The 26,947-nt window shown below is 70.6% G+C and carries 22 protein-coding genes; 6 read left to right on the plus strand and 16 right to left on the minus strand.

Features of this window, described 5'->3' with window-relative positions; translation table 11 throughout:
• Positions 1-11: 11 nt before the first annotated feature.
• Positions 12-1,106: a sensor histidine kinase gene (locus QSK34_RS22090; RefSeq protein WP_285586131.1), complete on the minus strand. Its 1,095-nt coding sequence runs from the start codon at positions 1,104-1,106 to the stop codon at positions 12-14.
• A 14-nt stretch (positions 1,107-1,120) separates the two neighbouring features.
• Entirely contained in the window at positions 1,121-1,768 is a 648-nt protein-coding gene (locus tag QSK34_RS22095) for a response regulator transcription factor (protein WP_285586132.1), read from the minus strand.
• A 124-nt stretch (positions 1,769-1,892) separates the two neighbouring features.
• On the opposite strand from QSK34_RS22095, the gene QSK34_RS22100 reads away from it, so the two are divergent.
• The 3 genes from QSK34_RS22100 (at position 1,893) to QSK34_RS22110 (ending at position 6,324) form a co-directional block, all read left to right on the plus strand.
• A complete protein-coding gene (locus QSK34_RS22100) occupies positions 1,893-3,206 on the plus strand; it encodes an MBOAT family O-acyltransferase (RefSeq protein ID WP_285586133.1) in 1,314 nt (437 codons plus the stop codon).
• Positions 3,207-3,217: 11 nt separating this feature from the next.
• The gene (locus QSK34_RS22105; RefSeq protein WP_285586134.1) at positions 3,218-4,189 is read left to right on the plus strand and encodes an alginate O-acetyltransferase AlgX-related protein; all 972 of its coding nucleotides are present in this window, start codon (positions 3,218-3,220) and stop codon (positions 4,187-4,189) included.
• 113 nt (positions 4,190-4,302) lie between these two features.
• A complete protein-coding gene (locus QSK34_RS22110; protein WP_285586135.1) occupies positions 4,303-6,324 on the plus strand; it encodes a cellulase family glycosylhydrolase in 2,022 nt (673 codons plus the stop codon).
• A gap of 15 nt (positions 6,325-6,339) precedes the next feature.
• Here the strand turns inward: QSK34_RS22110 and QSK34_RS22115 are convergent, their stop codons facing one another.
• The 10 genes from QSK34_RS22115 to QSK34_RS22160 are packed head-to-tail and all read right to left on the minus strand — an operon-like array spanning position 6,340 to position 17,296.
• The gene (locus tag QSK34_RS22115; protein WP_285586136.1) at positions 6,340-7,053 is read right to left on the minus strand and encodes a DUF1684 domain-containing protein; all 714 of its coding nucleotides are present in this window, start codon (positions 7,051-7,053) and stop codon (positions 6,340-6,342) included.
• On the minus strand, positions 7,050-8,174 hold the full coding sequence (locus QSK34_RS22120; RefSeq protein WP_285586137.1) for an LLM class flavin-dependent oxidoreductase: 1,125 nt from the start codon (positions 8,172-8,174) through the stop codon (positions 7,050-7,052). Before QSK34_RS22120 ends, QSK34_RS22115 begins: the two co-directional genes overlap by 4 nt.
• The gene (locus tag QSK34_RS22125) at positions 8,171-9,205 is read right to left on the minus strand and encodes an LLM class flavin-dependent oxidoreductase (protein WP_285586138.1); all 1,035 of its coding nucleotides are present in this window, start codon (positions 9,203-9,205) and stop codon (positions 8,171-8,173) included. The genes QSK34_RS22120 and QSK34_RS22125 overlap by 4 nt, the downstream gene beginning before the upstream one ends.
• Positions 9,202-10,326, minus strand: coding sequence for an LLM class flavin-dependent oxidoreductase (locus tag QSK34_RS22130; RefSeq protein WP_285586139.1), 1,125 nt, complete (start codon positions 10,324-10,326; stop codon positions 9,202-9,204). Before QSK34_RS22130 ends, QSK34_RS22125 begins: the two co-directional genes overlap by 4 nt.
• Positions 10,323-11,645, minus strand: coding sequence for an NtaA/DmoA family FMN-dependent monooxygenase (locus QSK34_RS22135; protein WP_161479649.1), 1,323 nt, complete (start codon positions 11,643-11,645; stop codon positions 10,323-10,325). Before QSK34_RS22135 ends, QSK34_RS22130 begins: the two co-directional genes overlap by 4 nt.
• Complete coding sequence (locus QSK34_RS22140; RefSeq protein WP_285586140.1) at positions 11,566-13,143, minus strand: dipeptide ABC transporter ATP-binding protein; 1,578 nt, start codon at positions 13,141-13,143, stop codon at positions 11,566-11,568. The genes QSK34_RS22135 and QSK34_RS22140 overlap by 80 nt, the downstream gene beginning before the upstream one ends.
• Positions 13,140-13,919, minus strand: a complete 780-nt coding sequence (locus QSK34_RS22145; protein WP_285586141.1) for an ABC transporter permease — start codon at positions 13,917-13,919, stop codon at positions 13,140-13,142. Before QSK34_RS22145 ends, QSK34_RS22140 begins: the two co-directional genes overlap by 4 nt.
• Complete coding sequence (locus QSK34_RS22150) at positions 13,916-14,839, minus strand: ABC transporter permease (protein ID WP_285586142.1); 924 nt, start codon at positions 14,837-14,839, stop codon at positions 13,916-13,918. Before QSK34_RS22150 ends, QSK34_RS22145 begins: the two co-directional genes overlap by 4 nt.
• A complete protein-coding gene (locus QSK34_RS22155) occupies positions 14,836-16,467 on the minus strand; it encodes an ABC transporter substrate-binding protein (RefSeq protein WP_285586143.1) in 1,632 nt (543 codons plus the stop codon). Before QSK34_RS22155 ends, QSK34_RS22150 begins: the two co-directional genes overlap by 4 nt.
• A gap of 58 nt (positions 16,468-16,525) precedes the next feature.
• Complete coding sequence (locus tag QSK34_RS22160; protein ID WP_285586144.1) at positions 16,526-17,296, minus strand: SDR family NAD(P)-dependent oxidoreductase; 771 nt, start codon at positions 17,294-17,296, stop codon at positions 16,526-16,528.
• Between the two features lie 88 nt (positions 17,297-17,384).
• Between QSK34_RS22160 and QSK34_RS22165 the strand changes: the two genes are divergently transcribed.
• Both QSK34_RS22165 and QSK34_RS22170 read left to right on the plus strand, forming a co-directional pair.
• Entirely contained in the window at positions 17,385-17,963 is a 579-nt protein-coding gene (locus QSK34_RS22165; RefSeq protein WP_285586145.1) for a TetR/AcrR family transcriptional regulator, read from the plus strand.
• A 128-nt stretch (positions 17,964-18,091) separates the two neighbouring features.
• Positions 18,092-19,762 (plus strand): choice-of-anchor P family protein, encoded by a 1,671-nt coding sequence (locus QSK34_RS22170; protein WP_285586146.1) that lies wholly within the window; start codon positions 18,092-18,094, stop codon positions 19,760-19,762.
• 58 nt (positions 19,763-19,820) lie between these two features.
• Here the strand turns inward: QSK34_RS22170 and xynA are convergent, their stop codons facing one another.
• The 4 genes from xynA to QSK34_RS22190 form a co-directional block, all read right to left on the minus strand.
• Positions 19,821-20,786, minus strand: coding sequence for an endo-1,4-beta-xylanase XynA (xynA, locus tag QSK34_RS22175; RefSeq protein WP_285586147.1), 966 nt, complete (start codon positions 20,784-20,786; stop codon positions 19,821-19,823).
• 291 nt (positions 20,787-21,077) lie between these two features.
• Positions 21,078-21,869 (minus strand): alpha/beta hydrolase, encoded by a 792-nt coding sequence (locus tag QSK34_RS22180; RefSeq protein ID WP_285586148.1) that lies wholly within the window; start codon positions 21,867-21,869, stop codon positions 21,078-21,080.
• Complete coding sequence (locus tag QSK34_RS22185; RefSeq protein WP_285586149.1) at positions 21,866-22,687, minus strand: alpha/beta fold hydrolase; 822 nt, start codon at positions 22,685-22,687, stop codon at positions 21,866-21,868. Before QSK34_RS22185 ends, QSK34_RS22180 begins: the two co-directional genes overlap by 4 nt.
• Positions 22,688-22,741: 54 nt before the next feature.
• A complete protein-coding gene (locus tag QSK34_RS22190) occupies positions 22,742-25,465 on the minus strand; it encodes an AAA family ATPase (RefSeq protein ID WP_285586150.1) in 2,724 nt (907 codons plus the stop codon).
• A gap of 155 nt (positions 25,466-25,620) precedes the next feature.
• Here QSK34_RS22190 and QSK34_RS22195 point away from each other — a divergent pair, with 155 nt between their 5' ends.
• Positions 25,621-26,898 (plus strand): esterase-like activity of phytase family protein, encoded by a 1,278-nt coding sequence (locus QSK34_RS22195; RefSeq protein WP_285586151.1) that lies wholly within the window; start codon positions 25,621-25,623, stop codon positions 26,896-26,898.
• The last annotated feature ends 49 nt before the right edge of the window (positions 26,899-26,947 follow it).

The following is a 26,947-nucleotide window of genomic DNA, read 5'->3' on the forward strand; positions in this document are numbered from 1 at the left end:
TGATCACGCACTCAGCTCGCACAGTGCCGCGACAGCCGCACGGTCACCACGAGCCCGCCGCCCTCCCGGGGACGGGCGGCGACCGTGCCGCCGTGGGCGGTGGCGATGGCCCGAACGATCGACAGGCCGAGGCCGGTGCCGCGCTCCGAACGGCGGCGGAACGGCTGGAAGAGGGTCTCGACGTCGTACGCGGGCACGACCGGGCCGGTGTTCTCGACGGTCAGCTCGACCCCCTTCGCGTCGGCACGCGTGGTCAGCCACGCCCGCCCGCCGGGCGTGTTGTGCCTGACGGCGTTCTCGAACAGGTTCTGGACCAGCCGTTCGACCAGCACGGGATCGCCCTCGGTCACCGCTTCGGCCACGTCGTGGCCGACGGTCACCGCACGTTCCAGGGCCTCGGCCGCCCCCAGGTCCACGACGTGTTCGACCACGTCGGCCAGGTCGAACGTGCTCGTGTCGGTCAGCGCCTGCTCCCCCTGCGCGAGCGCGAGCAGGCCGTCGATGAGCCGTTCGTGCCGTTCGTTGACGACGAGCAGCGACTCGCCCAGCCGCACCACCTCCTCACTGGCCCCGGCCCGGCCGACGGCCACGTCGACGAGGGTCCGGTTGACCGTGAGCGGGGTGCGCAGCTCGTGGGAGGCGTTGGCGATGAAGCGGCGCTGGCCCTCGTGGGCGCGGGCCAGCCGCCCGAGCACCCCGTCGAAGATGTCGGCCAGTTGCCGGATCTCGTCGTCGGGGCCGTCGTAGCCGACACGTTCGGTCAGGTCGTGGCTGAGCGCCACCCGCCGGGCCGCGACGGTCACCCGGCGGGCCGGGCGCAGCGCCCATCCGGCCGCCCACCATCCGGCCGCCGCCGCGATCAGGGTCGCCGCGAGCACGACCAGGCCGCCGAGGTCGCGCACCCGGTCCTGGGTCTGCGCCAGGTAGGCGCGCTTGACGGCCAGTTCGTAGAGCCCCGAGAACGAGGGCTTCCCGCCGTCGGAGGAGAAGACCAGCGTCGTCATCTCCTGCGGCAGCGGGCCCATCGAGCCCCGGACGACGAGGAACACGCAGCCCAGCAGGACCGCGCCGATGACCAGCATCGTCCCGCCGAACAGCAGCGCCATCCGGGCCCTGATGCTCAGAGCAGGCGATAGCCGACGCCGGGCACGGTCTCGATGACCGCCGGTTCGCCCAGCTTGCGGCGGAGCTTCATCATCGTGGTCCGCACCGTGTTGGTGAACGGGTCGGTCTGTTCGTCCCACACCTTCTCCAGGAGTTCCTCGGCCGACACCACCCCGCCCCGCGCCCGCAGCAGCACGGCCAGCACGCCGTACTCCTTGCGCGCCAGCGGCACGTACCGCCCGGCCCGGAACACCTGCCGGTGGGCCGAGTCGAGGCTCAGGTCGCCGCGCCGCAACACCGGCGGGTCGGCCGGGCCCGACCGGCGGCCCAGGGCCCGGACCCGGGCCACCAGTTCGGCGAACACGAAGGGTTTCGGCAGGTAGTCGTCGGCCCCCAGGGCGAGCCCGGCGATCCGGTCGTGCACGCCCCCGAGCGCGGTCAGCATCAGCACCCGCACGCTCCCGGCGACCGCGCGGCAGATCTCGTCGCCGTGCACACCCGGCAGGTCGCGGTCGAGCACCAGCACGTCGTAGTCGCCGGCGGCGAGCAGGGTCAGCGCGGCGGCGCCGGTGTAGGCGACGTCGGCCGTCATGGTCTCGGCCCTCAGCCCGGCCACGACGGCGTCGGCGATCATTCGTTCGTCTTCGGCGACCAGGACCCGCATCCGGCCCAGGATGTCAGAGGGCGAATAACGCGGGCATAACCAATTCTGTTTATGCCGTACAGATGACAATTCTGGTGGACTCCCGGCGATGTCATTCGCCGCGCCACTGTTTCTGTGGTTCTTCATGCCGGTCACGCTCGTGGCCTATTGGCTGCTGCCCCGGTTCCGGAACGGGATCGTCGCGGTGGCCAGCCTGGTTTTCTACGCGTGGGGCGCGGGGGCGTACACGCTCCTGCTCTTGTCGGCCATCGCCGTGAACTACGCCGCGGGGCGGGTGCTCGACCGGATCGAGCGCCGCCGCACGATCGTGCTCGGCGCGGCGGTCGGGTGGAACCTGGCGATCCTGGCGGTCTGGAAGTACGCCGGATTCGCCACCGAGCAGCTCCGCGCCCTCGGGATGGAGGGCGTGCCGCTGGTCGAACTGGCGCTGCCGATCGGCATCTCGTTCTTCACCTTCCACCACATCTCCTACGTCGTGGACGTCTACCGGCGCAGCACGCCGGCGCAGACCAGCGTGGTCGGCTTCGTGACGTACATCGCGATGTTCCCGCAGCTCGTGGCGGGTCCGATCGTCAGATATCACGAGATCTCGGGGCAGCTGGCGAAGCCCGTCGAGGGCGGGCTCGCGGCCGGGTTCCCGAGGTTCGCGCTGGGGCTGGCGAAGAAGGTGGTCATCGCCGACTCGCTGGCGCCGATCGCCGACGCCGCGTTCGCGCCCGGCGCGGAGATGTCCACCGTGACGGCGTGGGTGGGTGCGCTGGCGTACACGCTGCAGATCTATTTCGATTTCTCCGGCTACTCGGACATGGCGATCGGGCTGGGGCTGATGATCGGATTCCGGCTGCCGGAGAACTTCGACCGGCCCTATTCGGCCCATTCGATTACCGATTTCTGGCGGCGCTGGCACATGTCGTTGTCGCGGTGGTTCCGCGACTACGTCTACATTCCGCTCGGCGGCAACCGGCACGGCCCGTGGAAGACCTATCGCAATCTGCTCACCGTTTTCGTGTTGTGCGGCCTGTGGCACGGCGCCGACTGGACCTTCCTCGTCTGGGGCCTCTACCACGGCGTCCTGCTGGTCGCCGAACGGGTGCTGGGCTTCCGTCCCGGCCGTCTGGTCACGTTCCTGCTGGTCGTGTTCGGCTGGGTGGTGTTCCGCGCCGAGAGCATGCCGGCCGCGTGGCGCATGCTCGGCGCGATGGTGACGTGGCGGCCCGGCCCGCTCGACGAGTTCGTCGCCCACGCCGCCAACCCGCAACGCCTGGCCGTCTTCGCACTGGCCCTGCTCATCGTGTTCCTGCCCGGCCGCCCGCTCGGCCCGCTGGTCGCGACCGGCCCGCGCCCGCTCCGCGCGGCGGTGACCTGGCTGGCGGCCCCCTACGCCGCGCTGCTGGTCGCCGCCGGCACGTTCAGCCCGTTCCTCTACTACCAGTTCTGAGGTGTACGCCCATGCGCACCCGCCTGGCCGCCCTGCTCTTCTTCTTCGCCCCCGCCATCGCCTTCGCGGCCGGCGAACGCGCCGTGGAGATGGAGAACAAGCCGCTGCCGCCGCTGCCCGCCCTCGGCGGCGACTGGACCGCGTGGGCCACCGCCCACCTGCCCTTACGCGACGAGGCGGTGCGCGCGAACGTCTTCCTGACCGAGTCGCTGTTCGGCCACGCCCCCGCCTACGGCTTCGGCTACCCGAAGGTCATCGAGGGCGAAGACGGATGGCTCTACTTCGGCGACGACGTGACCGAGGCCTGCCGGCCGAAACGCCCGATCGCCGAGACGATCGAGGCGCTGCGCCGCCTGGGCGAACGTGTCGAGGCGGCCGGCAAACGCTTCGTCCTCACCGTCGCCCCCGACAAGACGACGGTCTCCCCCCAGTGGCTCCCGTCGCGTTTCCCCGGCCGGGACTGCCTGCGGGAACGCAAGAAGGAGTTCTGGGCCGCGCTCCGAGAGGCCGATCTCCCCTGGTACGTCGACCTGCGCGCCCCCTTGGAGGAGCTCCAGCGCACCACCGGGCAGCCCGCCTACTGGCGTACCGACAGCCACTGGACCGACCGCGCCGCCGCCACCTACGCCGCCGAACTGGCCCGCGTCCTCGACCCGGCCCTCGCGGCCGGCACCCGCCTGGAGTTCACCGGCCGCGAGTCGCGCGAGGGCGACCTGGGCCGGCTGCTCGGCTCTCCCCGGGAGGAGACGATCGACCGCCACCGGCTCGACCGCACCGGCGCGGCGCTCTACGAGCCGAAGACCGTGCTGATCGGCGACTCGTTCACCCGCAACTCGATGCCGTGGTTGCGCCCCTACTTCGCGAACCTGACCTATCAGCGCAACGACGGCCCGGTGACGTGGGACGACGCCGAGACGGTGATCGTGGAGATCGTCGAACGCCACCTGGTCGGCGGCAGCTCGCCCCTGCTCGGCCCAAACTGAAATTTTCACCCCCGCCGCCAGGTCAGCGCGGTGTTCCGGGAACCCGTCGTGTACACCTTCGCCGCGCCCGGCCAACCATGTGAGCGCTCCCGACAGCCCATGGAGGCTCGACGATGAAGAGACTGCGTCTCACGGTGGCCGTGCTGCTCGCCACCCTCGGGGTGGCCGTCATCCCGCCCCCGGCCCAGGCGGCGGTCGCCTGCTCGGTGACGTACACCAAGACCTGGGACAGCGGCGGCGGCTTCGGCGCCAACATCACCATCAGCAACGTGGGCGACCCGGTCAGCCCGTGGACGCTGCGGTTCGCCTGGCCGGGCAACCAGCAGGTGGGCCTGGGCTGGAACGGGACCTGGACCCAGTCGGGCCAGAACGTGACCGTGACGGCGCCCTCCTACGCGCAGTCGCTCGGTTCGGGCGCGAGCGTGACGGTCGGCTTCAACGGGACGTACAGCGGAGCCAACGCCGCGCCCAGTTCGTACACCCTGAACGGGGTGACCTGCGGTGGCAACCCGTCGCCTTCGCCGTCACCGTCGCCCTCGCCGTCTCCCTCGCCCAGCGACGCCCTGGCGGTGGTCACGGCGATGCAGCCCGGCTGGAACCTCGGCAACTCGCTCGACGCGACCGGTCAGGGCGAGACCTCCTGGGGCAACCCGGCGATCACCCCGCAGCTGCTGGACAACATCCGCGCCCAGGGCTTCAACAGCATCCGCATCCCGGTCACGTGGGGCCAGTACCTCGGCGGCGCGCCCGGTTACACGATCAGCCCCGCCCACCTGAACCGGGTGAAGGAGGTCGTCGGCTGGGCCCTCGCCGACGGCTTCTACGTCATGATCAACGTCCACCACGACTCGTGGCAGTGGATCAACACCATGCCGACGGACCGCACGAACGTGCTGGCCAAGTACAACGCCGTCTGGACGCAGATCGCCGCGGCCTTCCGCGACCACTCGCCCAAGCTGCTCTTCGAGAGCGTCAACGAGCCCCAGTTCACCGGCGCCTCGGGCGACGCCCAGAACGCCAGTCTGCTGAACGAGCTCAACACCTCGTTCCGCACAATCGTCCGGAACTCCGGCGGCGGCAACACCAACCGCCTGCTGGTGCTGCCGACCCTGCACACCTCCGCCGACCAGGCCAGGATCGACGAGCTGAACAGCACGTTCCTCGCCCTGGACGACCCCAACCTGATGGCCACCGTGCACTTCTACGGCTACTGGCCCTTCAGCGTGAACGTCGCGGGCGGCACCCGCTTCGACACGACCGTCCAGCAGGACCTGAACGGCGTCGTCGACCGGGTGTACAACGGCTTCGTCAGCCGGGGCATCCCCGTGATCATGGGCGAGTACGGCCTGCTCGGCTTCGACCGCCACACCGGCACCGTCCAGCAGGGCGAGAAGCTCAAGTTCTTCGAATACCTGGGCCACTACGCCCGCCAGCGCGGCATCACGACCATGTTGTGGGACAACGGCCAGCACTTCGGCCGCACGTCGTTCCAGTGGTCCGACCCCGAACTCGCCGCCCAGATCAAGTCGAGCTGGACGACCCGCTCCGGCACCGCCTCCTCCGACCAGGTCTACGTCCCCCGCACCGGCACGATCACCGCGAAGTCGCTGACCCTGAACCTCAACGGCACCACCTTCCAGGGCATCACCGGACTGACGCAGGGCGCCGACTACACGGTCTCCGGCTCCACCCTCACCCTGACGGCCTCGGCCCTGACCCGCCTGGCCGGCTCCCGCGCCTACGGCGTGAACGCCAACGTGTCGGCCCGGTTCTCGACCGGCGTCCCGTGGCGGATCAGCGTCATCACCTACGACACCCCGCAGGTCGCCCCGGCCACGGGCACGACGAGCGCCTTCGCCATCCCGACGAGTTTCCGGGGAGACCAGCTCGCGACCATGGAGGCGAAGTACGCCGACGGCACCTTCGCCGGTCCGCACGACTGGACCTCGTTCAAGGAGTTCGACGTCGCCTTCGCCCCCGACTACACGGGGAACAGGATCACCCTGACCCCGGCCTTCTTCGCCGAGGTCGCCGACGCCCGGAAGGTCACCCTGACCCTGCACTTCTGGAGCGGCGCCCAGGTGACCTACCACGTGACGAAGTCGGGCACGACGGTGACCGGCACGACGACCTGATCCACCCCGGCACGGTCAGACGACGCGCTTCTCCCCCGCCGTCACCTTCACGTCCAGGCGGTTGCCCGGCGGGGGGAAGAAGCACAGGAAGTGGTCGGTCAGGGCGCACGGCGGCAGGTGCGCCCTGTTGAAGTCGGCCTCCAGCGTCCCGTCCGGCCCCGGCGCGGGCAGCGGCAGGGTGCGGAAGCGGAAGGTCTCCTCGCCGTTCGTCAGGTCGCCGAACTGGGCCGACAGGCCGCCGGGGGCCTCGGTGACCGCGAGGGTGCGGCTGCCGCCCGGCAGGTCGACGACGACCTCGCCGACCAGGAGCAGGTCGCGGTCGCGGCCGTCGGCGGTGGGGACCGTCTCCGGGCGGGTCTCCCCGTAGGGGCGGAAGACGGCCGGGCGGATCCACGCCGGGTCGTGGGGATAGGACTCGATGCCCGTGAAGGCGCGCAGCGTCGCGGCGTCGGGGTCCCACGTGCGGATCGCGGGCAGGCCGTCGCGGATGACGAGCTGGATCCTGACGCGGCCGAAGAACAGGGCCTCCACGTCGGGGGTGATGACGACCGGGCCGGTCACGGGTTCGCCGTCGATGGTCAGGCCGTCGTCGAGGCCGGCCTTCAGCTCGACGCCGCCGCCGGTCGGGCTCCACACTCCGGGCACGCCCGGGACGACGGTCTCGCCGTCGATCCAGGTCGTGCCGGTCAGGGTGAGCAGGTCCCGCACCTCGTCCTCACGGGTGGTCATGAGAGCTCCTTCCAGGCCCGGCCGAGCAGTTCGGCCGAGCGCACGCGGTCGGCGTGGTCGTGGGTGATGGTGGTGACGAGCAGTTCGTCGGCGCCCGTGACGTCTCGGAGCACCCGCAGGCGCTCGACGACCTGGGCGGGCGTGCCGACGAACTGGGTGTCGAGGCGGTCGGCGACCAGTTCGCGGTCTTCGGGCGACCACTCGTGCGCGAGCGCCTCCTCGGGCGTGGGGAACGGGATCGCCCCGTCCCCGGTACGGATGCTGCGCACCCACAGGCCGTACGGCGCGGCGATCCGCTTCGCCTCAGCCTCCGTCTCGGCCACGACGACGTCGGCCGAGACCATGACGTGGGGCTTGGAGTGCAGCTCCGACGGCTTGAACGCGTCGCGGTAGGCCTCCACGGCCTCCAGCACCGACGACGGGCTGACGTGGTAGTTGGCCGCGAACGGCAGGCCGCGTTCGGCGGCGACCTGGGCGCTCTGGCCGCCGCTGCTGCCGAGGATCCACAACTCCAGCTCGGCGCCCTCACCCGGGTTGACGTGCGCCTCCACGCCCTCCGCCGACCGGTAGGTCCCAGCGATGAACGCCCTGATGTCGTCGACCTGCTCGGCGAAGTCGGGCGCCTCCGCGCCGGGCTGCTGGAGGAGCTGCGCCCACAGGGTGAAGATCGATTTGTTGGCGATCGAGGCGAACGAGAACGGCTTCGGGATGAGCAGGCCGTCGACCACCCGCGCCTCCTGCGGCGGTGGCGGGGGCGCGTCGGCGGCGGCGCGGAACTCCTTGGCCCGCTGGCCCGACCGGCCGAGACCCAGGTCGATGCGGCCCGGGTGGAGCGCGTCGAGGGTGCCGAACTGCTCGACGACGCCCAGCGCGGTCTGGTGCCCGAGTTGCACCGCGCCCGAGCCCACGCGGATGGTGCTGGTCGCGGCGGCGACCGCGCCGATCAGCACGGCGGGGGCCGAGCTGGCCACGCCGGGCGTGAAGTGATGCTCGGCCAGCCAGTAGCGGTGATAGCCGGACGCTTCGGCCGTGCGGGCCAGGTCGAGGGTGTTGGCGAGGGCCTGCCGGGCGTCGCCGCCGGAGACGATCGGGGCCAGGTCGAGGATGGACAGCCGGGTCATGCGAGCCCTCCCAGGGGTCTGCTGGGGATTTCGGCGCGGAGCACGGGCGCGATCTCCGCTTGGAACAGTTCGAGCGAGGCCCGGTGCCGCGCGTCGGGAAGCCCTTCGGCCTCGGCCGAGATGTGCGTCACCTCGTGGCCGAGCCGGTCGTGGTAGCGGTGGACCTTGTCGATGATCTGCTGGGGACTGCCGACCAGGATCGAGCTGCGCTCGATGGCGTCCTCCAGGTTGTGGAAGACCGGGTCGAGGCCGCGCGCGGCGAAGAACTTCAGCCGCGCGTCGAAGACCGGCCGGTACGTCTCGATCGCGTCCTGCGACTTCGGGGCGCTGTAGTAGCCGGCCGTCCCGGCGCCGACCACCACGTCCTTGGGATCGTGGCCGTGGTGCTCCCAGCGTTCCCGGTAGTAGGCGACCAGTTCGGCGTACGGCTCGACCGGGTTGGAGACGTTGGCGGAGAACAGCGGGTCGCCGTAGAAGGCGGCCAGGTCGACCGACTCGCGGCTGGTGGCGCTGCCGTGCCAGACCCTGATCGGCTGCTGGAACGGGCGGGGCAGCACCTCGGCGTCGTCGAGCGAGGGGCGGAAGCGGCCCTCCCAGGTGACCCGGTCCTCCCGCCAGAGGCGGCGGAACAGCTCGTAGCCCTCCCGGTTGCGGTCCCACTGGTCGGCCTCGGTGACGTGGAACAACTCGGCCTGGGCGGTGCCGTTGCCCTTGCCGATGATCAGTTCCAGCCGGCCGCCCGACAGGTGGTCGAGGGTCGAGTAGTCCTCGAAGGCCCGGACGGGATCGAGCAGCGCGAGCGTGGTGACCGCGGTGAAGAGCCGGATCGTGGACGTTTTCGCCGCGATGTGGCTGAGCACCACGGTCGGCGCCGACGACAGGAACGGGCGTTCGTGGCGTTCCCCGAACGCGAAGCCGTCGAAGCCCAGTTCCTCGGCCACGACCGCGCTCTCGACGATCTCGCGGAAACGCTGGTTGACCGTCTTGGCGGGGTCGTTGTGGAAGCCCAGCGTGAGCGCGAGGAACTTCACGACACCCTCGCATACCGGCTGGCCGGGCGGCCGAGCCCGAGCCGTCCACGCAGGTCGGGGGTCTCGTACGCGGTCCGGAACGCCCCCCGCGCCTGGAGCTCGGGCACCAGGCCGCGGGTGATGGCGGTCAGGTCGTGCGGCAGCACCCCCGGGCGGAGCCGGTACCCCTCGAAACCCCAGTCGAGCAGCAGGTCGGCGAGTTGGGCCGGGGTGCCCTCGAAGACGTGGGCGTCCGACTCCAGCGGGGCGCCGTCGAGCTCGTCGAGGCGGGCCTTGTGGTCGCCGAGGAAGACGACCAGGTCGGCGAAGACCTTCAGGCCGGGGTTGAGCTCGCGTACCTCCTCGACGATCCGCCGCGCGTCGTCGCGGTCTTTCGGGGTCACGTAGAGGACGTCGGCGTTCTTGGCGGCGAACTCGTACGGCGCGGTGGAGTGGCCGAGCGCGGTGATGAGCGGCTGGCCCTGCGGCGGCCGGGGAGTGATCGACGGGCCCTTCACGGAGAAGAACTCGCCCTGGAAGTCGATGTAGTGCAGCCGGTCGCGGTCGATGAACCGGCCGGTCGTGGCGTCGCGGATCTCGGCGTCGTCCTCCCAGCTGTCCCAGAGGCGGCGCACCACTTCGACGGCGTCGGACGCCTCCCGGAAGAGCGCGTCGACGAACTCCGTGTTGCCGGGGTCGAACGGCGGGAACTCGCGGCGGCCGAAGTGCGCCGCCTCGTCCGGACGCCCCGACACCCGCGGACGCCAGCCCGCGCGGCCCTTGCTGGCGTAGTCGAGGGAGGCGATGCCGATCGCCACGTGGAACGGCTCGGTGTGGGTCACGCTGGTGGTCGGGATCAGGCCGATCTTCGAGGTCAGCGGGGCGACCGCGGCGGCCAGCAGCACGGCGTCGAGCCGGCCGCGCACCTGGTCGAGGCGGTCGTCGGGGGCGTCGTACCGGGACGACTGGAGGCTGAGGGAGTCTTCGAAGGTGACCCAGTCGAGCAGGCCGCGTTCGGCCTCGATGACCAGGTCGGCCCAGTAGCCGGCGGTGAACAGCCGGTCGGGTTGAGCACCTTCGGCCCGCCAGGCGGCCGGGTGCCATCCGGCGCCGTCGAGGGCGACCGCGAGATGCAGGCTCATGAGAGCTCCTTCAGTCCGAGGTGGTGGCGCAGGGTCGGGCCGGTGTAGTCGGCCCGGAAGACGCCCTTCTCCTGGAGCAGCGGCACGACCTTGTCCACGAGGTCGTCGAGGCCACCCGGGGTGAGGTGCGGCACGAAGATGAAGCCGTCGGCGGCGTCGGTCTGCACGAAATGGTCGATCTCCTCCGCGACCGAGAGGGCGGTGCCCACGAAGGTCTGCGGGGCGGCGGTCTCGATGACGAGCTCGCGGATCGAGAGGTTCTTCTCCTCCGCCAGCGCCCGCCACTTGGCCGCCGTCTCGGCGCGGTCGCGGCGGAACTGGGCCCGGCCCTTCGAGACGTCGGTCGACAGGTCGGGCTCGATGTCGGGGAGGGGGCCGTCGGGGTCGTACCCGGACAGGTCGCGGCCCCAGATCGCCTCCAGGAACAGGATCGCGGTCTGCGGGCCGACCTGGGCGCGGCGGATCTCGGCCGCGCGCTCCTCGGCCTCCTCCTGAGTGTCGCCCAGCACGTAGGTGACGGCCGGGAGGATCTTCAGGTCGTCGGCGGTGCGGCCGTACTTGGCGAGGCGGCTCTTGACGTCGCGGTAGAACGTGCGGCCCTCCTCCAGCTTGCTGTGCCGGCTGAAGATGACGTCGGAGGAGGAGGCGGCGAACTCGCGGCCCTCCTCCGAGTCACCGGCCTGGATGATCACCGGGTTGCCCTGCGGCGGCCGGGGCACGTCGAACCGGCCCCGGATGTCGAAGTGCTGCCCGGTGTGCTCGAAGAAGCCGATGCCGCCGGGCCGGACGAACCGCCCGTCGGCCCGGGGCAGCGCGTCGGAGGCCCAGGAGTCCCACAGTTCGCGGGCCGTCTGGAGGAACTCCCTGGCGCGGGTGTAGCGGTCGGCCTCGGCCAGGTAGCCGCCGCGCCGGAAGTTCTCGCCGGTGAAGGCGTCCCAGCTCGTCACGACGTTCCAGGCGGCCCGGCCGCCCGAGAGGTGGTCGAGGGTGGCCAGCCTCCGGGCCACCTCGTAGGGCTCGTTGAAGGTGGAGTTGACGGTCGCCGCGAGTCCCAGGTGCGTGGTCACCGCCGACAGGGCCGACAACACGGTCAGCGACTCGGGCCGCCCGACGACGTCGAGGTCGTGGATGCGGCCCTTCATCTCGCGCAGCCGCAGCCCCTCGGCGAGGAAGAAGAAGTCGAACTTGCCGCGTTCGGCCGTCTGCGCGAGGTGCTTGAAGCTGTCGAAGTCGATCTGGCTACCCGACCTGGGGTCGGACCAGACGGTGGTGTTGTTCACGCCCGGGAAGTGCGCGGCGAGATGGATCTGCTTGGTCATAGTGCCCTCCTGGCACGGCTGCGAGCAGTTCTTGGGTGTACGGGTCGGCCGGCGCCGTGAAGATCTGGTGCGCGTCGCCCGACTCGACGGCCCTGCCGTCCTTCAGCACCAGCACGTGGTCGCTGACGTGGTGCACCACCCCGAGGTGGTGCGAGATGAACAGATAGGCGACCCCGAGTTCGGCCTGCAGCCCGGTGAGCAGGTCGAGCACCTGGGCCTGGATCGACACGTCGAGGGCCGACACCGGCTCGTCGCAGACGATCACGCGGGGGCGCGGGGCCAGCGCGCGGGCGATCGCCACCCGCTGCCGCTGCCCGCCGGACAACTTCAGCGGCCGCCGGTCGAGCACGCTGTCGTCGAGCCCCACCTGTTCCAGCAGCTCGACCGAGCGCTTCACCCGCTCGCGCCGGGGCGTCCCGCCGACCTCCAGGGCCTCGTCGAGGATGCGGCGTACCGAGAAGCGGGGGTCGAAGGAGCTGAGCGGGTCCTGGTAGACGACCTGCGTCTGCCGCCGGTCGACCTCGACGGTGCCCCGGTCGGGCCGGAGCAGGCCGAGCACCAGCCGGGCCGTAGTGGTCTTGCCCGACCCCGACTCCCCGACGACGCCGAGCGTCTGCCCGGCCCGCAGCTCGAAGGAGACCCCGTCGACCGCGGTCCGGCCCTTGAACGTCTTGACCAGGCCCTCGGCCCTGATCACCACGTCACCGGCGACGGTGTTCCGCGAGCCCGGCCCCGGGATGGCGTCGAGCAGGCTCTTCGTGTACGGATGTCCGGGCGCCCCCAGCACCTGCGCGGCCGTGCCGTCCTCCACGACGACGCCGTCCTTCATGACCAGGATCCGGTCGGCCAGCTCGGCCACCACCGCGAGGTCGTGGCTGATCAGCAGCAGCGCCTGACCGGCCCGTTTGCGTTCGGCCAGCAGCCGCAGGATCTGCGCCTGCACGGTGACGTCGAGCGCGGTGGTCGGCTCGTCGGCGATGAGCAGCCGGGGCCCGCAGGCGATGGCCGAGGCGATCAGGGCCCGCTGCCGCAGGCCGCCGGAGAGCTCATGCGGATACTGCTTCGCCCGCACCTCCGGCTCGGGCACGCCGACCTCGGTCAGCAGGTCGATCACCCTGCGGGGGATCTCGTGCCGGGGAGCCGCGCGGTGCAGCTTCAGCGTCTCGGCGATCTCCTTGCCGACCGGGCGCAGCGAGTCGAGGGAGACCAGCGCGTCCTGGAGGACGTAGCCGATCTTCCGCCCCCGGATCGAGCGCCACTGGCGTTCGCCGAACCCCGAGGCGTCCACTCCTTCGATCGCCAGCCGCCCGGCGGTGACGGTCGCCTCCTCCCCGGTCAGCCCGAGGAGGGTGCGCGCGGTGACGCTCTTGCCCGACCCCGACTCGCCCACGACGGCCACGCACTCGCCCGGGTGGACGGCGAGCGAGACGCCGCGGACGGCGTGCACGCCCGGGAAGCTCACGTGCAGGTCGGTCACCTCGACGACGGGTGTGCTCACGCGATCCTCCGCTGCAGCCGGCGTCCGACGACGGTGATGGACAGGACGGTCAGCGTGATCGCCACCCCGGGGAACACCGCGATCCACCACGCGACCGAGAAGTAGTCGCGCCCGGCCGAGAGCATCGCCCCCCATTCGGGCGCCGGCGGTTGCGGCCCGAGCCCGAGGTAGCTCAGCGAGGCGGCGGCCACCAGGGCGGTGCCGACCTCGATGGTGGCCAGCACCACCAGCGGCTCGAACGCGTTGGGCAGCACGTGCCGGGTGACGATCCGGCCTCTGCTGAGCCCGAGCGAGACGGCCGCCTCCACGAACCCGGCGTTGCGGATGACCATGGTCTGGGCGCGCACCAGCCGGGCGTAGCTGGGCGCGGTGTAGAGGGCGATCGCGAAGATCACGTTGACCGTGCCGGGCCCGGTGACCGTGATGACCAGCAGCGCCAGCAGCAGCGTCGGCAGCGACAACACGATCTCGACCAGGCGCATCACGATCTCGTCGACCACCCGCCCGCCCAGCGCGGCCAGCAGGCCGAGCGCCGTGCCGACGACCACCGCGAGGGCGGTCGCGCCGAGACCGGCCAGCAGGGAGGGCGCGGCGCCGTACACGATGCGGGTGAAGACGTCGCGGCCGTTGGCGTCGGTGCCGAGCAGGTGGTCGGCGCTCGGCCCCTGGAGGGCGGCCAGCGCGTCGGCGGCGTCGGGGGTGCCGCCCGTGAGCAGGCCGGGCGCGAGCGCGGCCAGCGTGACCAGGGCCAGGAAGGCCACGGCGAAGATCCTCACGTGGCACCCCGCAACCGGGGGTCGATGAGGAGGTAGAGCACGTCGACGATGATGTTGACCACGACGTACAGCACCGCCGTGAGCAGCACCACGCCCATCACGACCGGCAGGTCCTTGCCGCCGACGGCGGTCAGGGTGAGCTGGCCGATGCCCTGGCGGGAGAAGATCTGCTCCACCGCGACCATCGCGCCGACCGTCAGGCCGACCAGCCAGCCGATCAGCGTCACGGTCGGGACGAGCACGTGCCGCAGCGCGTGCCGGAGCCGGACCCCCAGGTCGGACATGCCGCGGGTGCGGGCGGTCAGCACGAAGGGCTGCTCAAGGGTGAGCTCCAGGCCCTCGCGCATCATCTGGGTGAGCATGGTCGTGATCGGCAGCGCGACCGCGATGACCGGCAGCACCAGCGTGGCGAAGCCGTCGGCGCCGACCGCGGGGAACCAGCCGAGCTGGAAGGAGAAGATCGTCAACAGCAGGATCGCGGTCCAGAACGTCGGGATCGACACCCCGATGAGCTCCAGGTTCGACGACAACCCCCGGATCCACGGCCGCCGGCGCGCGGTCAGGATCGCCAGCGTCGTCGACACCACGACGGCGACCAGCAGCGAGGCCCCCGCGAGCTGCAGCGACGGCCCGAGCTGCGCCCCGATCGCCGAGGCGACCGGTTCGTGCAGCTGGTACGACTGCCCGAGGTCGCCCCGCAGCACCCGCCCCAGATAGGTGGCGTACTGGACGAACAGCGGCTCGTCGAGCCCGTAGTCGGCGATGATCTGGGCCCGCACCTCGGGGGTGACGATGCTGCTGCCGATCAGCACGTCGACCACGTTGCCGGGCGTCAGGTGGAGGGCGGTGAAGGAGACCGTCACCGCCCCCCAGAGCACCAGCACCGAGGTGCCGAGCCGGGTGAGGATGCGGCGGATCATGCCTTCGACACCCAGGCGTCGTAGAAGACCGGGAAGGCCTGCGGCTCGAAGGTGATGTCCTGGACGTTCTTCGACGCGCCCAGCAGGTAGGTGAAGACGTAGACCGGGATGATCGAGGCCTCGGCGTTGGCCTTCTGCTGGACCTTGGCGTAGAGCGCGGCCCGCTCGGCCAGGTCGGTGGTGCGCAGCGCGTCGGTCAGCCAGCCGTCGACCTCGGGGTCGTTCCAGCGGGCCAGGTTCTGGCCGAAGAAGTCGGGGCGGGGGATGTTGGAGATCGCGAACAGGTTGCGCAGCGCGTCACCGTCGGCCCGCTGCCAGCTGAAGTCGATGAGGTCGTAGTCGCCGGCCAGCGCCTTCGGGGTGAAGTCGTTGGGCGTGACGTCGACGAACTGGACATCGAAGCCGGCCTTCTTGGCCTCCGCCTGCACCTGTTCGGCCAGCGTGCCGCGCTGCTCCCGGGCCAGCGCCTTGAGGAAGGGCCACTCGACCGTCAAGCGCTGCCCGTCCTTGGTGCGGTAGCCCTCGGCGTCCCTGGCCGACCAGCCGGCCTCGTCGAGCAGCCGGGCGGCCCCTTCGGGGTCGTACCTCCACTGCGTCTCGGTGGCCTTGTCGTATCCGGCCGTCGCCGGGGAGATCGCGCTGAACGCGGGGTCGAAGGTGCCGAAGTAGAGCTTCTCGACGACGGTGGCGAAGTCGATCCCGTCGCGGAACGCCTGCCGGACCCTCTGGTCGGCGAAGACCCCCTTCTCGTTGTTCGGGTAGTAGTTGTAGTTCCCGCCCGGGGCCTGCTTGCGGATGATGGTCAGCTTCGGGTTGGCCTCGACCTGCGTGACGTTGACCGGCGGCACACTGGCGATGGCGTCGATCTGCCCGCTGGTCAGCGCGCCGAGCCTGACGGCGTCCTCGACGATGACCTTGAACTCCAGGCGTTCGAGGTAGGCCGGGCCGGTGTGCTTGGCGATCGGCGGCGCCCAGTCGTAGTCGGGGTTGCGGTGGTAGGTGATGCCCTGGTGCGGCGTGAACGCGTCGATGACGAACGGCCCCGTCCCGACGACCTTCTTGGCCAGCGCCTCGGGCCCGAGCGCGAGCTGCTTGGGTGACTGGATGCCGAAGTAGGCGGTGGCCAGGGCCGCCAGGAAGGGCGAATAGGGCTCCTTGAACGCGACTTCGATGGTCTGCGGGTCGACGACGGTGCTCTTCTCGTACGGCCCGAACGCGGCCGCCGCGAGTTGCGACTTGGTCGCCGGGTCGACGATGTGGTCGAGGTTGGTCTTCACGGCGGCGGCGTCGAAGGGCGTGCCGTCGCTGAAGGTGACTCCGGTGCGGAGCTTGAAGGTGTAGGTGCGCCCGTCGTCGGAGATCTTCCACGAGCTGGCCAGCCACGGGTGGATGTCGCCCTTGTCGTCGAGGGCGACCAGCGAGTCGAGGACGGGCCGGGTGAAGAGGCCGGTCACGTCCTGCGGGCTGGCGTGGGGGTCGAGGTTGAGCGGCTCGGTGTTGACGCCGAAGACGAGCGAGCCGCCCTTGGCGGGGCTTCCCTGGGGGACGCTGGTCTCACCGCATCCGGCGAGCAGCGGAAGTAGCAGTAATGCGGCAAGGGGGGCGCGGAACCGGCGCACGGAGATCACCTCTCAGTTTCCTACTTTTAATGTAGGAAATGGGGGAATCTCCGTCAAGCGGGTGTGTCTAGTGCCACCCTCCGTCGACCCGCAACGTCGCGCCGGTGACGTAGGCGGAGCGGGGGCTGGCCAGGAAGGTCACCATGTCGGCGTACTCCCTCGGCAGCCCGATCCGCCCGAGGTCGACCATGGTGGTGAGCCGCCTGCCCGCGGTCTCGGCCATGTCCTCCCAGGTCTCGCCCCAGCCCGACTGCCGCCCGAGCTCGGTCAGCCGGACCTTCGCCTTCGGCGTGAGGATGCCGCCGGCGGCCACCGCGTTCGAGGTGACCCCCGAGTCCTTCAGCTCCCGGGAGAGCGAGGCGGCCAGGTTGTTGCGGGCCGCGTTGGTCGCGGCGTAGTGGGGCTGGGTGTCCATCGGGTAGTCGGACAGGGCGCTGCTGATCTGGATGACCCGCCCCCAGCCCCGCTCCCTCATGCCCGGGACGAACCTCTTGATCATCCGTACCGACGCGACGACGTTGACGTTGTAGATGTCGTTCCAGTCGCCCGCCGACAGGCTGTCCCAGGTCAGCGAGGGATCAAAGACGCCCAGGTTGTTGACGAGGATGTCGATCTCCTTCGCCGCCTCCGCCACGGCGTCGGCCCCCTCGTCGGTGGCGAGGTCGCCGATGGCGATGGTCCCGCCGATCTCCTTCGCGATCGCCTCGGCCCTGTCCCGGTCTCTGCCGTGGACGACGACCGCGACCCCCTCGGCGGCGAGGGTCCGGGCGATCTCCTCGCCGAGACCGCCGGTCGATCCGGTCACCAGGGCGCGCTTGCCCGTGAGCTGCAGGTCCATGAATGGGTTCCTTTCAAAGTGGACTGTGCAGTCCAAAATGCCACCACAAAAATGGACTGTCAAGTTCACTTTTTGCTAGAGTACCCAGGTGAGAGCACTGACTCCGAAGGGCGCCGCCACCAGGCAGCGGATCGTCGAGGGCGCCGCCAAGCTCATCCGCGACCACGGTCCTGCCAACGTGGGCCTCGACGACATCCGGGCCGCGACCGCCACGAGCAAGAGCCAGCTCTTCCACTACTTCCCCGACGGCAAAGCCGACATGCTGCTCGCCGTGGCCGCCCACGAGGCCGAACTCGTCCTCGAAGAACAGCAGCCCTACCTGAGCGACCTGACCTCGTGGGCACAGTGGGAGGCCTGGCGCGACCGCGTGATCGCCCGCTACGCCGCCCAGCGCCGCCGCTGCCCGTTGTCGGCGCTGACGGCCCAGTTGGGCCTGGCAGATCCGGCCGTCGAAGAGATCATCACGGGCATGTACGCCCGCTGGCAGCGCCACGTGGCCGACGGCGTGCGGGCGGTCCGCCCAGACGCCGACGCCGAACGCGTGGCAACCCAGCTCATCGGCGCGATCGCGGGCGGGGCGACGATGCTGGTCGCCACCGACGACATCCGCTACCTGGAGATCGGCCTCACGGAGGCCATAGAGAACCTGCGCCGGGGAGCGCCCTGAGCAATGTCACTCTAAGCATTCTCCAATTGCACAGAGTATGCAGGAGCGCTTTCTTGACAGAGAGTGATTCATCGGAGACTTTGTGTACGAACTGAGGACCGCCAGTTCGCCACGAAGGGATTCCACCTTTGCGACGCATCGTCCCTGCGGTCGTGCTCACCCTCATCCCGCTGACCGCGGTCCTGTCACCCCGGGCGGCCACCGCCGCGCCCGCCGATCCGCAGGTCGTCTTCAGTGAGGAGTTCGAGAACGGCATGGGCACGGCGCCCGTGATGGTCACCGACTACACCGGGCCCGCACCCCACGCCATGACCTACGCCGCCGACCCCGCCTGGCTGACCTCGTGCAACGGCCTCATCGCCAGCCGCCTCAACCCCGCCGTCGCGCCTCCGCTCGCGCAGCAGTGCGGCGGCTGGTGGCCGGTCGTCCGGGATCTCGCCGGCGCGCTCGGCCAGTGGGCGGGCGGCGACCCGGCCACGAACCACGCCGTCACGGCCTTCACGCACACGCCGCCCGGCTCGGGCAAGGTGCAGCTGGAGACGGAACATCCGGTGTCCATCGGGAGCGGCAACCGGTTCGTCACGTTCTCGGTCGACGCGGCGGCGGTCAACTGCAACGTGGACCATCCGCTGATGGTGTTCTACCTGCTCGACGGGAACACCGCGATCCCGACGTTCAGCCAGCCCATCGACACCTGCGCCAACCCCGGGGCGGTGATCGGCGGCATCTCGGTCGGCACCTACACGAGCAACGCGCCCGTCCTGTTCTCCGGCTCGCAGCTCGGCATCCGCCTCGTCAACACCCAGGGCGGCACCAACGGCAACGACGGGGCGATCGACAACGTGCGGGTGCTCGACGTGACCCCGGCGCTCGGCGTCTCCTACTCGCCGGGCAGCCCCGCGATCGGGCAGACCGCCACGCTCAAGCTGACCGTGACCAACACCTCGGAGCTGCGGGAGAAGAACGGCTGGTCGTTCAAGGTCGCGCTGCCCGACGGGCTGACCCCGGCGGGGACGCCGACGAGCGACTGCGCCCAGCCGTCGGTGTCGGTCGCGAACGGGGTCGTCTCCGCCGGCGGCGGCATCGGCGACGGCGTGACGAGCTGCACCATCAACGTTCCGGTGAAGGCCGGGGTCATCGGCGAATACTCGACCTGCCCGGCCGACGTCTCCGACCGGGTCGGCATGAACAACGCGACCGCGTGCGCCTCGGTGAGGTTCGTCGCGCCGGAGCACAAGTTCGACGCGCACGCCCACGCCGCCAAGGTCACCGCGCCGCTGATCGGCGGCCCGGCACTGGTCCCGTCCGACGTCACCTGCACGGCCACGCCCGGCTCCGACCACGACTCGCTGCTGACCGCGGTCCTCCCGGCCGTCGCCTCGCTCGGGGTGCTCACCACGGAGGCCTCCGGCACGGTGGGGCCCGACGGGCTGCGTACCGCCAGGGCGAAGGCCACCACCGCGAAGCTGAACCTGCTCAACGGCCTGGTCACGGCGGAGGAGATCACCGCCCAGGCGACGGCGGCCGCCACCGGGAGCGGGACGGTCACCACCTCGGGCACGACCACCTTCACCGCGCTCAAGGTCAACGGATCGGCCATCACGAACCCGCCGGTGAACCACACGATCACCATCCCGCTGGTGGCGAAGATCGTCCTCAACGAGCGGGTGCCCTACGGGAACGGCACCGGCATCAAGGTCAACGCCGTCCACGTCACGACGATCGCCGGGGTGGACGTCGTCATCAGCCACGCCCGCGCCTCGCTGACCCTGCCCGGCCAGTCCTGCCCGTCGGCCTAGTTCACAACAGGCGGAAAGCCCAGGCGCCGATCACCTGGGCTTTCCGTCGGTCGACGGGTCAGCCTGCCTGGCAGGACACCGTCGGCCACGTGTTGTTGCCGTTGCGCATGATCGTCACGCCCCAGTTGTTGCCACTGCCGTTGGGCCGTGCCGTCAGGGTCTGCGCGTTCGGGTAGGACGCGGTGATGTTCCACGTCGAGCTGATCTTCGCGGGTGACGGCACGTTCATCGTCACCGTCCAGTTGCTCGAACCGCTGACCGAGACGTTCAGGTTGTAGCGGTCACTCCACGACTGGCCCGCCGACAACGACGCCGTGCAGCCGCCTCCGCCGCCGCCACCGCCGGTGGAGGTCGGGGTGGGCTGCGGGTTGGTGCCGCCGCCGCCGATCGTGATGTTGGAGCTGCCGCTGCTCTGGTAGCCCTCGGTCGCCATGATCATGTAGTCGTGGTTGCCGAGCTGCATGCCGGCCCGCGACCACGCGTCGAAGTGGTTGCCCGCGGTGATGGTGCCGCCGGTCTTCTTCTGCTGGCGCACGCTCCAGAACTGCTTGAACGTCCGGGTGCCCTCGATCGAGGGCGCGTTGGTGCGGGTCGTCTCGTAGATGTCGTAGGTGCCGCCGTCGCTGCTCACCGTGCCCTTGAAGGTGCCGGTCGGGCGGTAGGTGCCCCAGTTGTCGACGATGTAGTACTCGATCAGCGGGTTACGAGTCCACCCGTAGAGGGTCAGGTATGCGTTTCCCGACGGGTTGAAGCTGCCCGAGTAGGACACCGTCCTGCGACCACCGGTCTGCCAGCCCTTGCCGGCGACGAAGTTGCCGGTGTTGCGCCACGAGGTGCTGTAGTTGCCGCCGGAGCCGAGTTCCATCGAGACCGTGCCCTGGGCGTCAGTCCAGAAGGAGTACCAGTAGCCGTTGTTGGTACCGGTCTGGTTGGTGGTCACGGCCGCCTGGGCGATGCCCGGCAACATCGTGATCATGGCCATCACCGTGGCCCAGACACCTACGGCCGCTAAGCCTTTTTTCATGGAAGTGCTTCCTCCCTGCCTTGGGGGCTCGGTACGACCGACGGGAGCGGATCGGTATCCCCGAAAGTGTCGGCGGGAGCACCCGGGCTGTCAACAACTTTCAGAAACATCTCCGAAATCTGAACGTGCAGCTCAGCAGCGAATACGCAGGTCAAACCCCCTCAACAGAATGACTTTGCTCGATGTAACCAGATGAACGGGACACCTCTGCCGGGCAGCGATAAAGAAACTTTCGGACTCGCAGCGAAAAGCCCGCTCCCCCACGGGCGGGGAAGCGGGCTCCGCGGAACGTCAGCGCCTGTGCTTCAGGGCCCACTCCAGGGCGTAGTCGGCGACGGCCTCCCAGCCGGGGGCGCCGCAGGTCCAGTGGTCGCGGCCCTCGAACTCGTGGTAGTCCGTCAGGGCGGGCGAGTTCTTGTAGTGCTTGGCGTTGGACCTGTTCACCGACGGCGGCATGATGTGGTCCTTCTCCCCGGCGATGAACAGCAGGGGCGCGCGGTCGGCGTCGTAGTCGACCCACGTGTCCTGGTGGCCGGGCTTGAAGTTGGCGAACAGGCCGTACTCCCAGACCCAGTAGCCGGGGGCGGCGATCGCGTACCGCTCCCAGACGGCGCGTGAGTCCTCCTCCGACAGGGTGTTGGTGAAGGCGTAGTGCCACTCCTCCGGCGTGAAGCCGACGGCGCGGTGCCGGTTGGCGGGGTTCTTCAGCGCCGGGAACAGCGACCTGGCCTGCGAGATCGGGTTGACCCGCACGCCCTCGGTCGGCGCGGAGTCGATCACGACGCCGGCCGCGCCCAGCCCCTTGGCCAGCAGCAGCTGGGTGAGCGTGCCGCCGAACGAGTGGCCCATGATGATCGGCGGCTCGGGCTCGGCCTCGATCACCGAGGCCAGGTGGGCGACCGTCTCGGTGACGGTCAGGTTGGCGATGACGTCGGGGTTCTCCCGCAGCGCCTCGACCTCGATCTCGAAGCCGGGGTAGCCCGGGGTGAGCACCTTCACGCCCTTGGACTCCAGGTAGGGGACCCACTGCTCCCAGCTCCGGGGCGTGACCCACAGGCCGTGGACGAGTACGACGGTCGTCATGAGATGAACTCCAGGAGGTCGGCGTGGAGACGGTCGCGGTCGGTGTCGGGCAGGGCGTGGCCGCTGCCCTCGTACACCTTGAGGACGGCGCCGTCGATCAGGGCGGCCGAGCGCTCGCCGCCCACCTCGAACGGCACGATCTGGTCGTCGTCCCCGTGGATGACCAGCGTCGGAACGTCGATCTTGGCGAGGTCGGGACGGAAGTCGGTGGCCGAGAACGCGGCGATGCACTCGTAGGCTGCGCGGTGCCCGCAGGCCATGCTCTGCAGCCAGAACGCGTCGCGGAAACCCTGTGCCACGTCGCCCCTGCGGTTGTGGCCGAAGAACGGGCCGTCGGCCAGGTCGCGGTAGAGCTGCGAACGGTTCGCCAGCTCACCGGCCCGGATCCCGTCGAACACCTCGATCGGCAGGCCCTCGGGATTGTCGTCGGTCTTCAGCATGAGCGGCGGCACCGCGCCGACGAGCACGACGCGGGCGACCCGCGCGGTGCCGTGCCGGCCGATGTAGTGCACGATCTCGCCGCCGCCGGTCGAGTGGCCGACGAGAGTGAGGTCGCGCAGGTCGAGGTGCTCGATCAGGCAGGCCAGGTCGTCGGCGTAGGTGTCCATCTCGTTGCCGTGCCAGGTCTGCGACGAACGGCCGTGGCCGCGCCGGTCATGAGCGACGGCGCGGTGGCCGTTGTTCGCCATGAACAGGGCCGAGGCCTCCCAGGCGTCGGCGTTCAGCGGCCAGCCGTGGCTGAACAGGACCGGGGAACCCCCGGTCCCCCAGTCCTTGTAGAAGATCCGCGCACCGTCATCCGCGGTGACAAAGGGCACTGTGGCCTCCTTGGCTCGAGTGGGGTGACTCGAGCGTCGCGCGGAGGAGGGTGCCTACGTACCACGCGATTCACGTAGTTTGTCGGCGAGTTGGCGGCGGGAGGAGATGCCGAGTCGCTGGAACACCTTCCGCAGGTGGTAGTCGACGGTGTTGGCGCTGATGAAGAGCGTGGCGGCGATCTCGGCGTTGGTGTGGCCCTGCCCGGCCAGCCGGGCGATGGTCAGCTCCTGCGTGGTCAGGTCGGGCAGCTCCGACCCGCTCCGGGCCGCCGCTTTCAGGCCGACCGCTTCGAGTTCCGCCTTCGTCCTCGGTACGAACATGTCCGCGCCGTTCCGTTCGAAGAGCCCGATCGCGAGCTGGAACTGCTCCCCGGCCTCCCGTCTGCGGCGCTGGCGGCGGAGCCATTCCCCGTAGAGAAGGTGGGTCCTGGCCAGGTCGATCTCCACGGTGGTCGTGCCGAGGGCCTCGACCGCCGAGGTGTAGCAGGCCTCGGCGGCGGCGGCGTCGCTGATCAGGGCCAGGGACCGCTGGGCCACGCCCCGGCACCACGCCGACCCGTTGGCCTCGGCCCTCGCCAGCAGCTCGTCGACGACGGGCCGGGCTTCGGCGGCGTGCCCGCTGCGGACGGCGGCCTCCACGAAGTCGGGGTACTCGATCGGCGTCACCTGCAGGAACGGATTGACGATCAGCGGCCTGAGCCGGTCGTACGCGTCGCGGTAGGCGCCTTCGGCGAGGTCGCGCAGCCCGACGGCCCCGACGGCGGTGGCGCCGACCCCGCCGAAGCCGAGCGCGTTGGCCCCCTCCGCGATCGCGAGCACGACGTGCCGGGGGGAGCCGGTCCAGCTCATCAGCGAGGCGTTGATGACGTGCTCCGCGTCGTAGCCCATCGCCAGGCGCACTTCCCGGACCTGCTCCATCGCCTCCTGCGCGAGGCGGATCGAACCGCCCATCAGCTCGGCGAGGGAGATCACCCAGAGCAGGGTGTCGAGGGCCTGCAGCGCGCCCATCTCCCGGGCGGCCGCGGCGGCGCGGGCGAGCCCCGCGCGGCGTCTGCCGTCGTCCCACAGGAACGCGCCGAGCGCGGCGATGGCCGAGCCCATGTGCATCATCTCGTGGTCGGGCAGCGTCAGGATCGTGTCGAACGCGGCCCGGACGCGCGGCACCGCCTCCTCGTAGGGCAGCAGGATGAGCGCGCCGATGCCGGCCAGGATCTCCGCGTAGGGCCCGCCGCCGGCCGCACCGGCGCTGATGCGCCGCCCCAAGTCCTCCTGGCTGATCCCGGCCGTCAGGCGGTCGCTGACGGCGCAGGCCTCATATGCCCGCAGCAGCGCGCGCCGCTCCCGTTCGAGGTCACGGCCCTGGAAGGCGTCGGCCGCCCGGACCAGCTCGGCCGCCGCCGAGGGCAGCAGCCGCGCGTCGGCCGAGAACATGGCGAGCGCGCACCGCACCACGATCGCCCGGCCCTGCTCGACGGGCCCGGCGGTGCTCTCGTCGACGTGGGCGAGCAGATCGCCCGCGACCTTCACCGCGCCCACCGCGAGCGCCGCCTCGGCCGCGCCGACCAGGCGGGAGTTCCTGACCGGCCCCGACGGGGTGAGCTCGGCGGCACGGGTGAGGATGCTGGCCCGGGACGCGAAGCCGCCTCGGCGGGCGGCCAGGTCGGCGGCGTGCTCCAGCCGGTCGGCCACCCGGGCGTCGGTGCCGACGGTGGCCTTGGCGGCATGCCAGGCTTCGAGCTCGACCATGCCCAGCGCGGCGGCGGCCTTGGCGAGCCCCCGGTGGGTGCGCCTGCGGTCGGTGCCCGACGAGGCGTTGTAGGCGGCCGACCTGACCAGCGGGTGCCGGAACCGGACGGTCTCGTGCAGCTCGACCAGCCCGATCGCCTCGGCTCGCTCGGCGACCTCGTCGTCGAGGCCCAGCTCGCGGGCGGCCGAGGTGATCAGGTCGAGGTTGCCGGTGGTGTCGGCGGCGGCGAGGAGGACCCAGAGGCGTACCCGCGGATCGGTGTGGCCGAGGCGGCGGGCGTAGTGGGCCTCCAGGCGGCGGCCGACCGGGATCGGGTCGTCGCCGAAGCCCAGGCCGGTCATGTCGCGGGCCTCTTCGGCCAGGTCGATCAGCGCGAGCGGGTTGCCGCCGGTGGCGCGGGCGATGGCCGCCGCCGACGCCGGGTCGATCGGGGCCGACAACGACCGGAGCAGCAGCGCGGTCGCCGACTCCTGGGCGAGCCCTTCGAGCAGGAGCTCGGGCACCCCGGCGAGCCGGGAGGCCAGGCCGTCCTCGTCACGGGCGGCGAACAGCAGCGCCACCGGCTCGACCGCGATGCGCCGCGCCACGAACGCCATGACGTCGAGGCTCTCCTGGTCGAGCAGGTGGGCGTCGTCGACCGCGCACACGATCGGCACCTCGCCCGCCGCCGCCGCGAACAGCCCCAGCACCCCGAGGCCGACCAGGAAGCGGTCAGGCGGCGGCCCCTCGGCCAGGCCGGAGGCGACCCTGATCGCCTCACGCTGCCGGTCGGGCAGGGCCGGGAAGTGGCCGCTCAACGGGATCGTCAGCCGCTGGATGGCCGCGAACGGCAACTCCATCTCCGACTCGAACCCGTCGAGCCGGATCAGCCGGAGCCCGGCCGCGCCGGTGGTCGTCGCCTCCAGCAGGGCTGTCTTGCCGATCCCGGGCTCACCAGTGATCAGCAACGACCCGCCATGACCGTTGCGCGCGTTGCCGAAGAGGAGTTCCAGCCGACGTTGCTCGTCATCCCGCCCGAGGAGCCTCAACACGGACCAATCACACCAGATCTCTCCGGCGGGCCGGAAGGCACGATCCCCCGACAGCCCACCCGCCGGTTTCCCTTCATCGGGATGAGGCCCACTGTTCAATATCGGTCATTACGGTGGTCGGCTGGCAATCTTGTGACATAACGGAAGGTACGCCGATGTTCCGTCCCGCCCTCGCCGGTCTGGCCCTGGCCGCCGCGACGCTCGCCGTCCCTGGTACGGCCGCGGCGAAGCCCGTCCCCGCCCCGGTCGTCGTCGCGGACGTCACCATCCCCTCGATCCCGTTGCAGGAGCTCCAGTCGTCGATCGCCGACGACCGGGGCGTGAAGCTGGGCGGCGTCGGTTCCGGGTTGTTCCCCGCCTCCCGGAGCGGCGAGTTCTGGATGGTCACCGACCGCGGCCCCAACGGGCAGCCGACGATCGCGGGAGAGAAGCGGCGTACCTTCCCGATCCCCGAGTTCGCCCCGGCCATCGCGCGTGTGTCGACCCGGCACGGCGTCGAGGTCAAGCAGTGGATCCCGATCACCGGCCGGTCGGGCCGGCCCGTCACCGGCATGTCGAACCAGGCGGGCCACGACGAGCTGCCCTACACCTGGGACGGCCTGACCAAGCTCGGCTACAACCCCAGCGGCGTCGACACCGAGGACGTCGTGGTCGACCGGCACGGCGACTTCTGGCTGGTCGACGAGTACGGCCCGTCGCTGCTGCACGTGTCGTCGAAGGGCCGGGTCATCGCCCGGTACGTGCCCGAGGGCCTGAACCTGACCGGCGCCGACTACCCGGTGAAGGACGTGCTGCCCGGCATCCTCGCGCTCCGGCCGCAGAACCGCGGCTTCGAGGGCCTGGCGATCAACGGGAACACCCTCTACCTGGCGGTGCAGAGCCCGCTGCAGAACCCGACGAAGGCCGTCGGCGACACCTCGCGAACCGCGCGCATCCTCACGTTCGACCTCCGGCGCGGCCGGGTCACCGGCGAGTACGCCTACCGGTTCGAGGACATCAGGACCTTCGACCCGTCGTACAACGGCGACCAGAGCCAGATGAAGATCTCCGGCCTGGCCCACGTAGCGGGTGACCGGATCCTGGTCGACGAGCGCACCGACCGGGTCGCGCACGTCTACGAGATCGACCTGGCCAAGGCCAAGAACCTCCTCGGCGGCCGGTACGACCAGACGTCCACCACCCCCTCGCTGGAGGCGCTGACCGACCTGACGCAGGTGCGCCCGGCGCCGAAGACGCTGGTCGCCGACCTGTCGAAGGTGGCCCCGACGCTGCCGGGCAAGGTCGAGGGCCTGGCCGTGCTCGACCCGAGGACCATCGTGGTGGCCAACGACAACGACTTCGGGCTGGGCGAGTTCGGGGCCGACGGACGCCTCGTCGACAGCGGTGTGAAGAGCCGCATCGTGACGATCAAGCTGCCGAAGCCGCTGCACTGATCGCAATCGTTACCTGATCACCCCTGTGCCCAGCGGAAACATCCGTGTT

The organism is Herbidospora sp. NBRC 101105 (genome assembly GCF_030269205.1).
In the GTDB taxonomy this organism is placed as follows: domain Bacteria; phylum Actinomycetota; class Actinomycetes; order Streptosporangiales; family Streptosporangiaceae; genus Herbidospora; species Herbidospora solisilvae.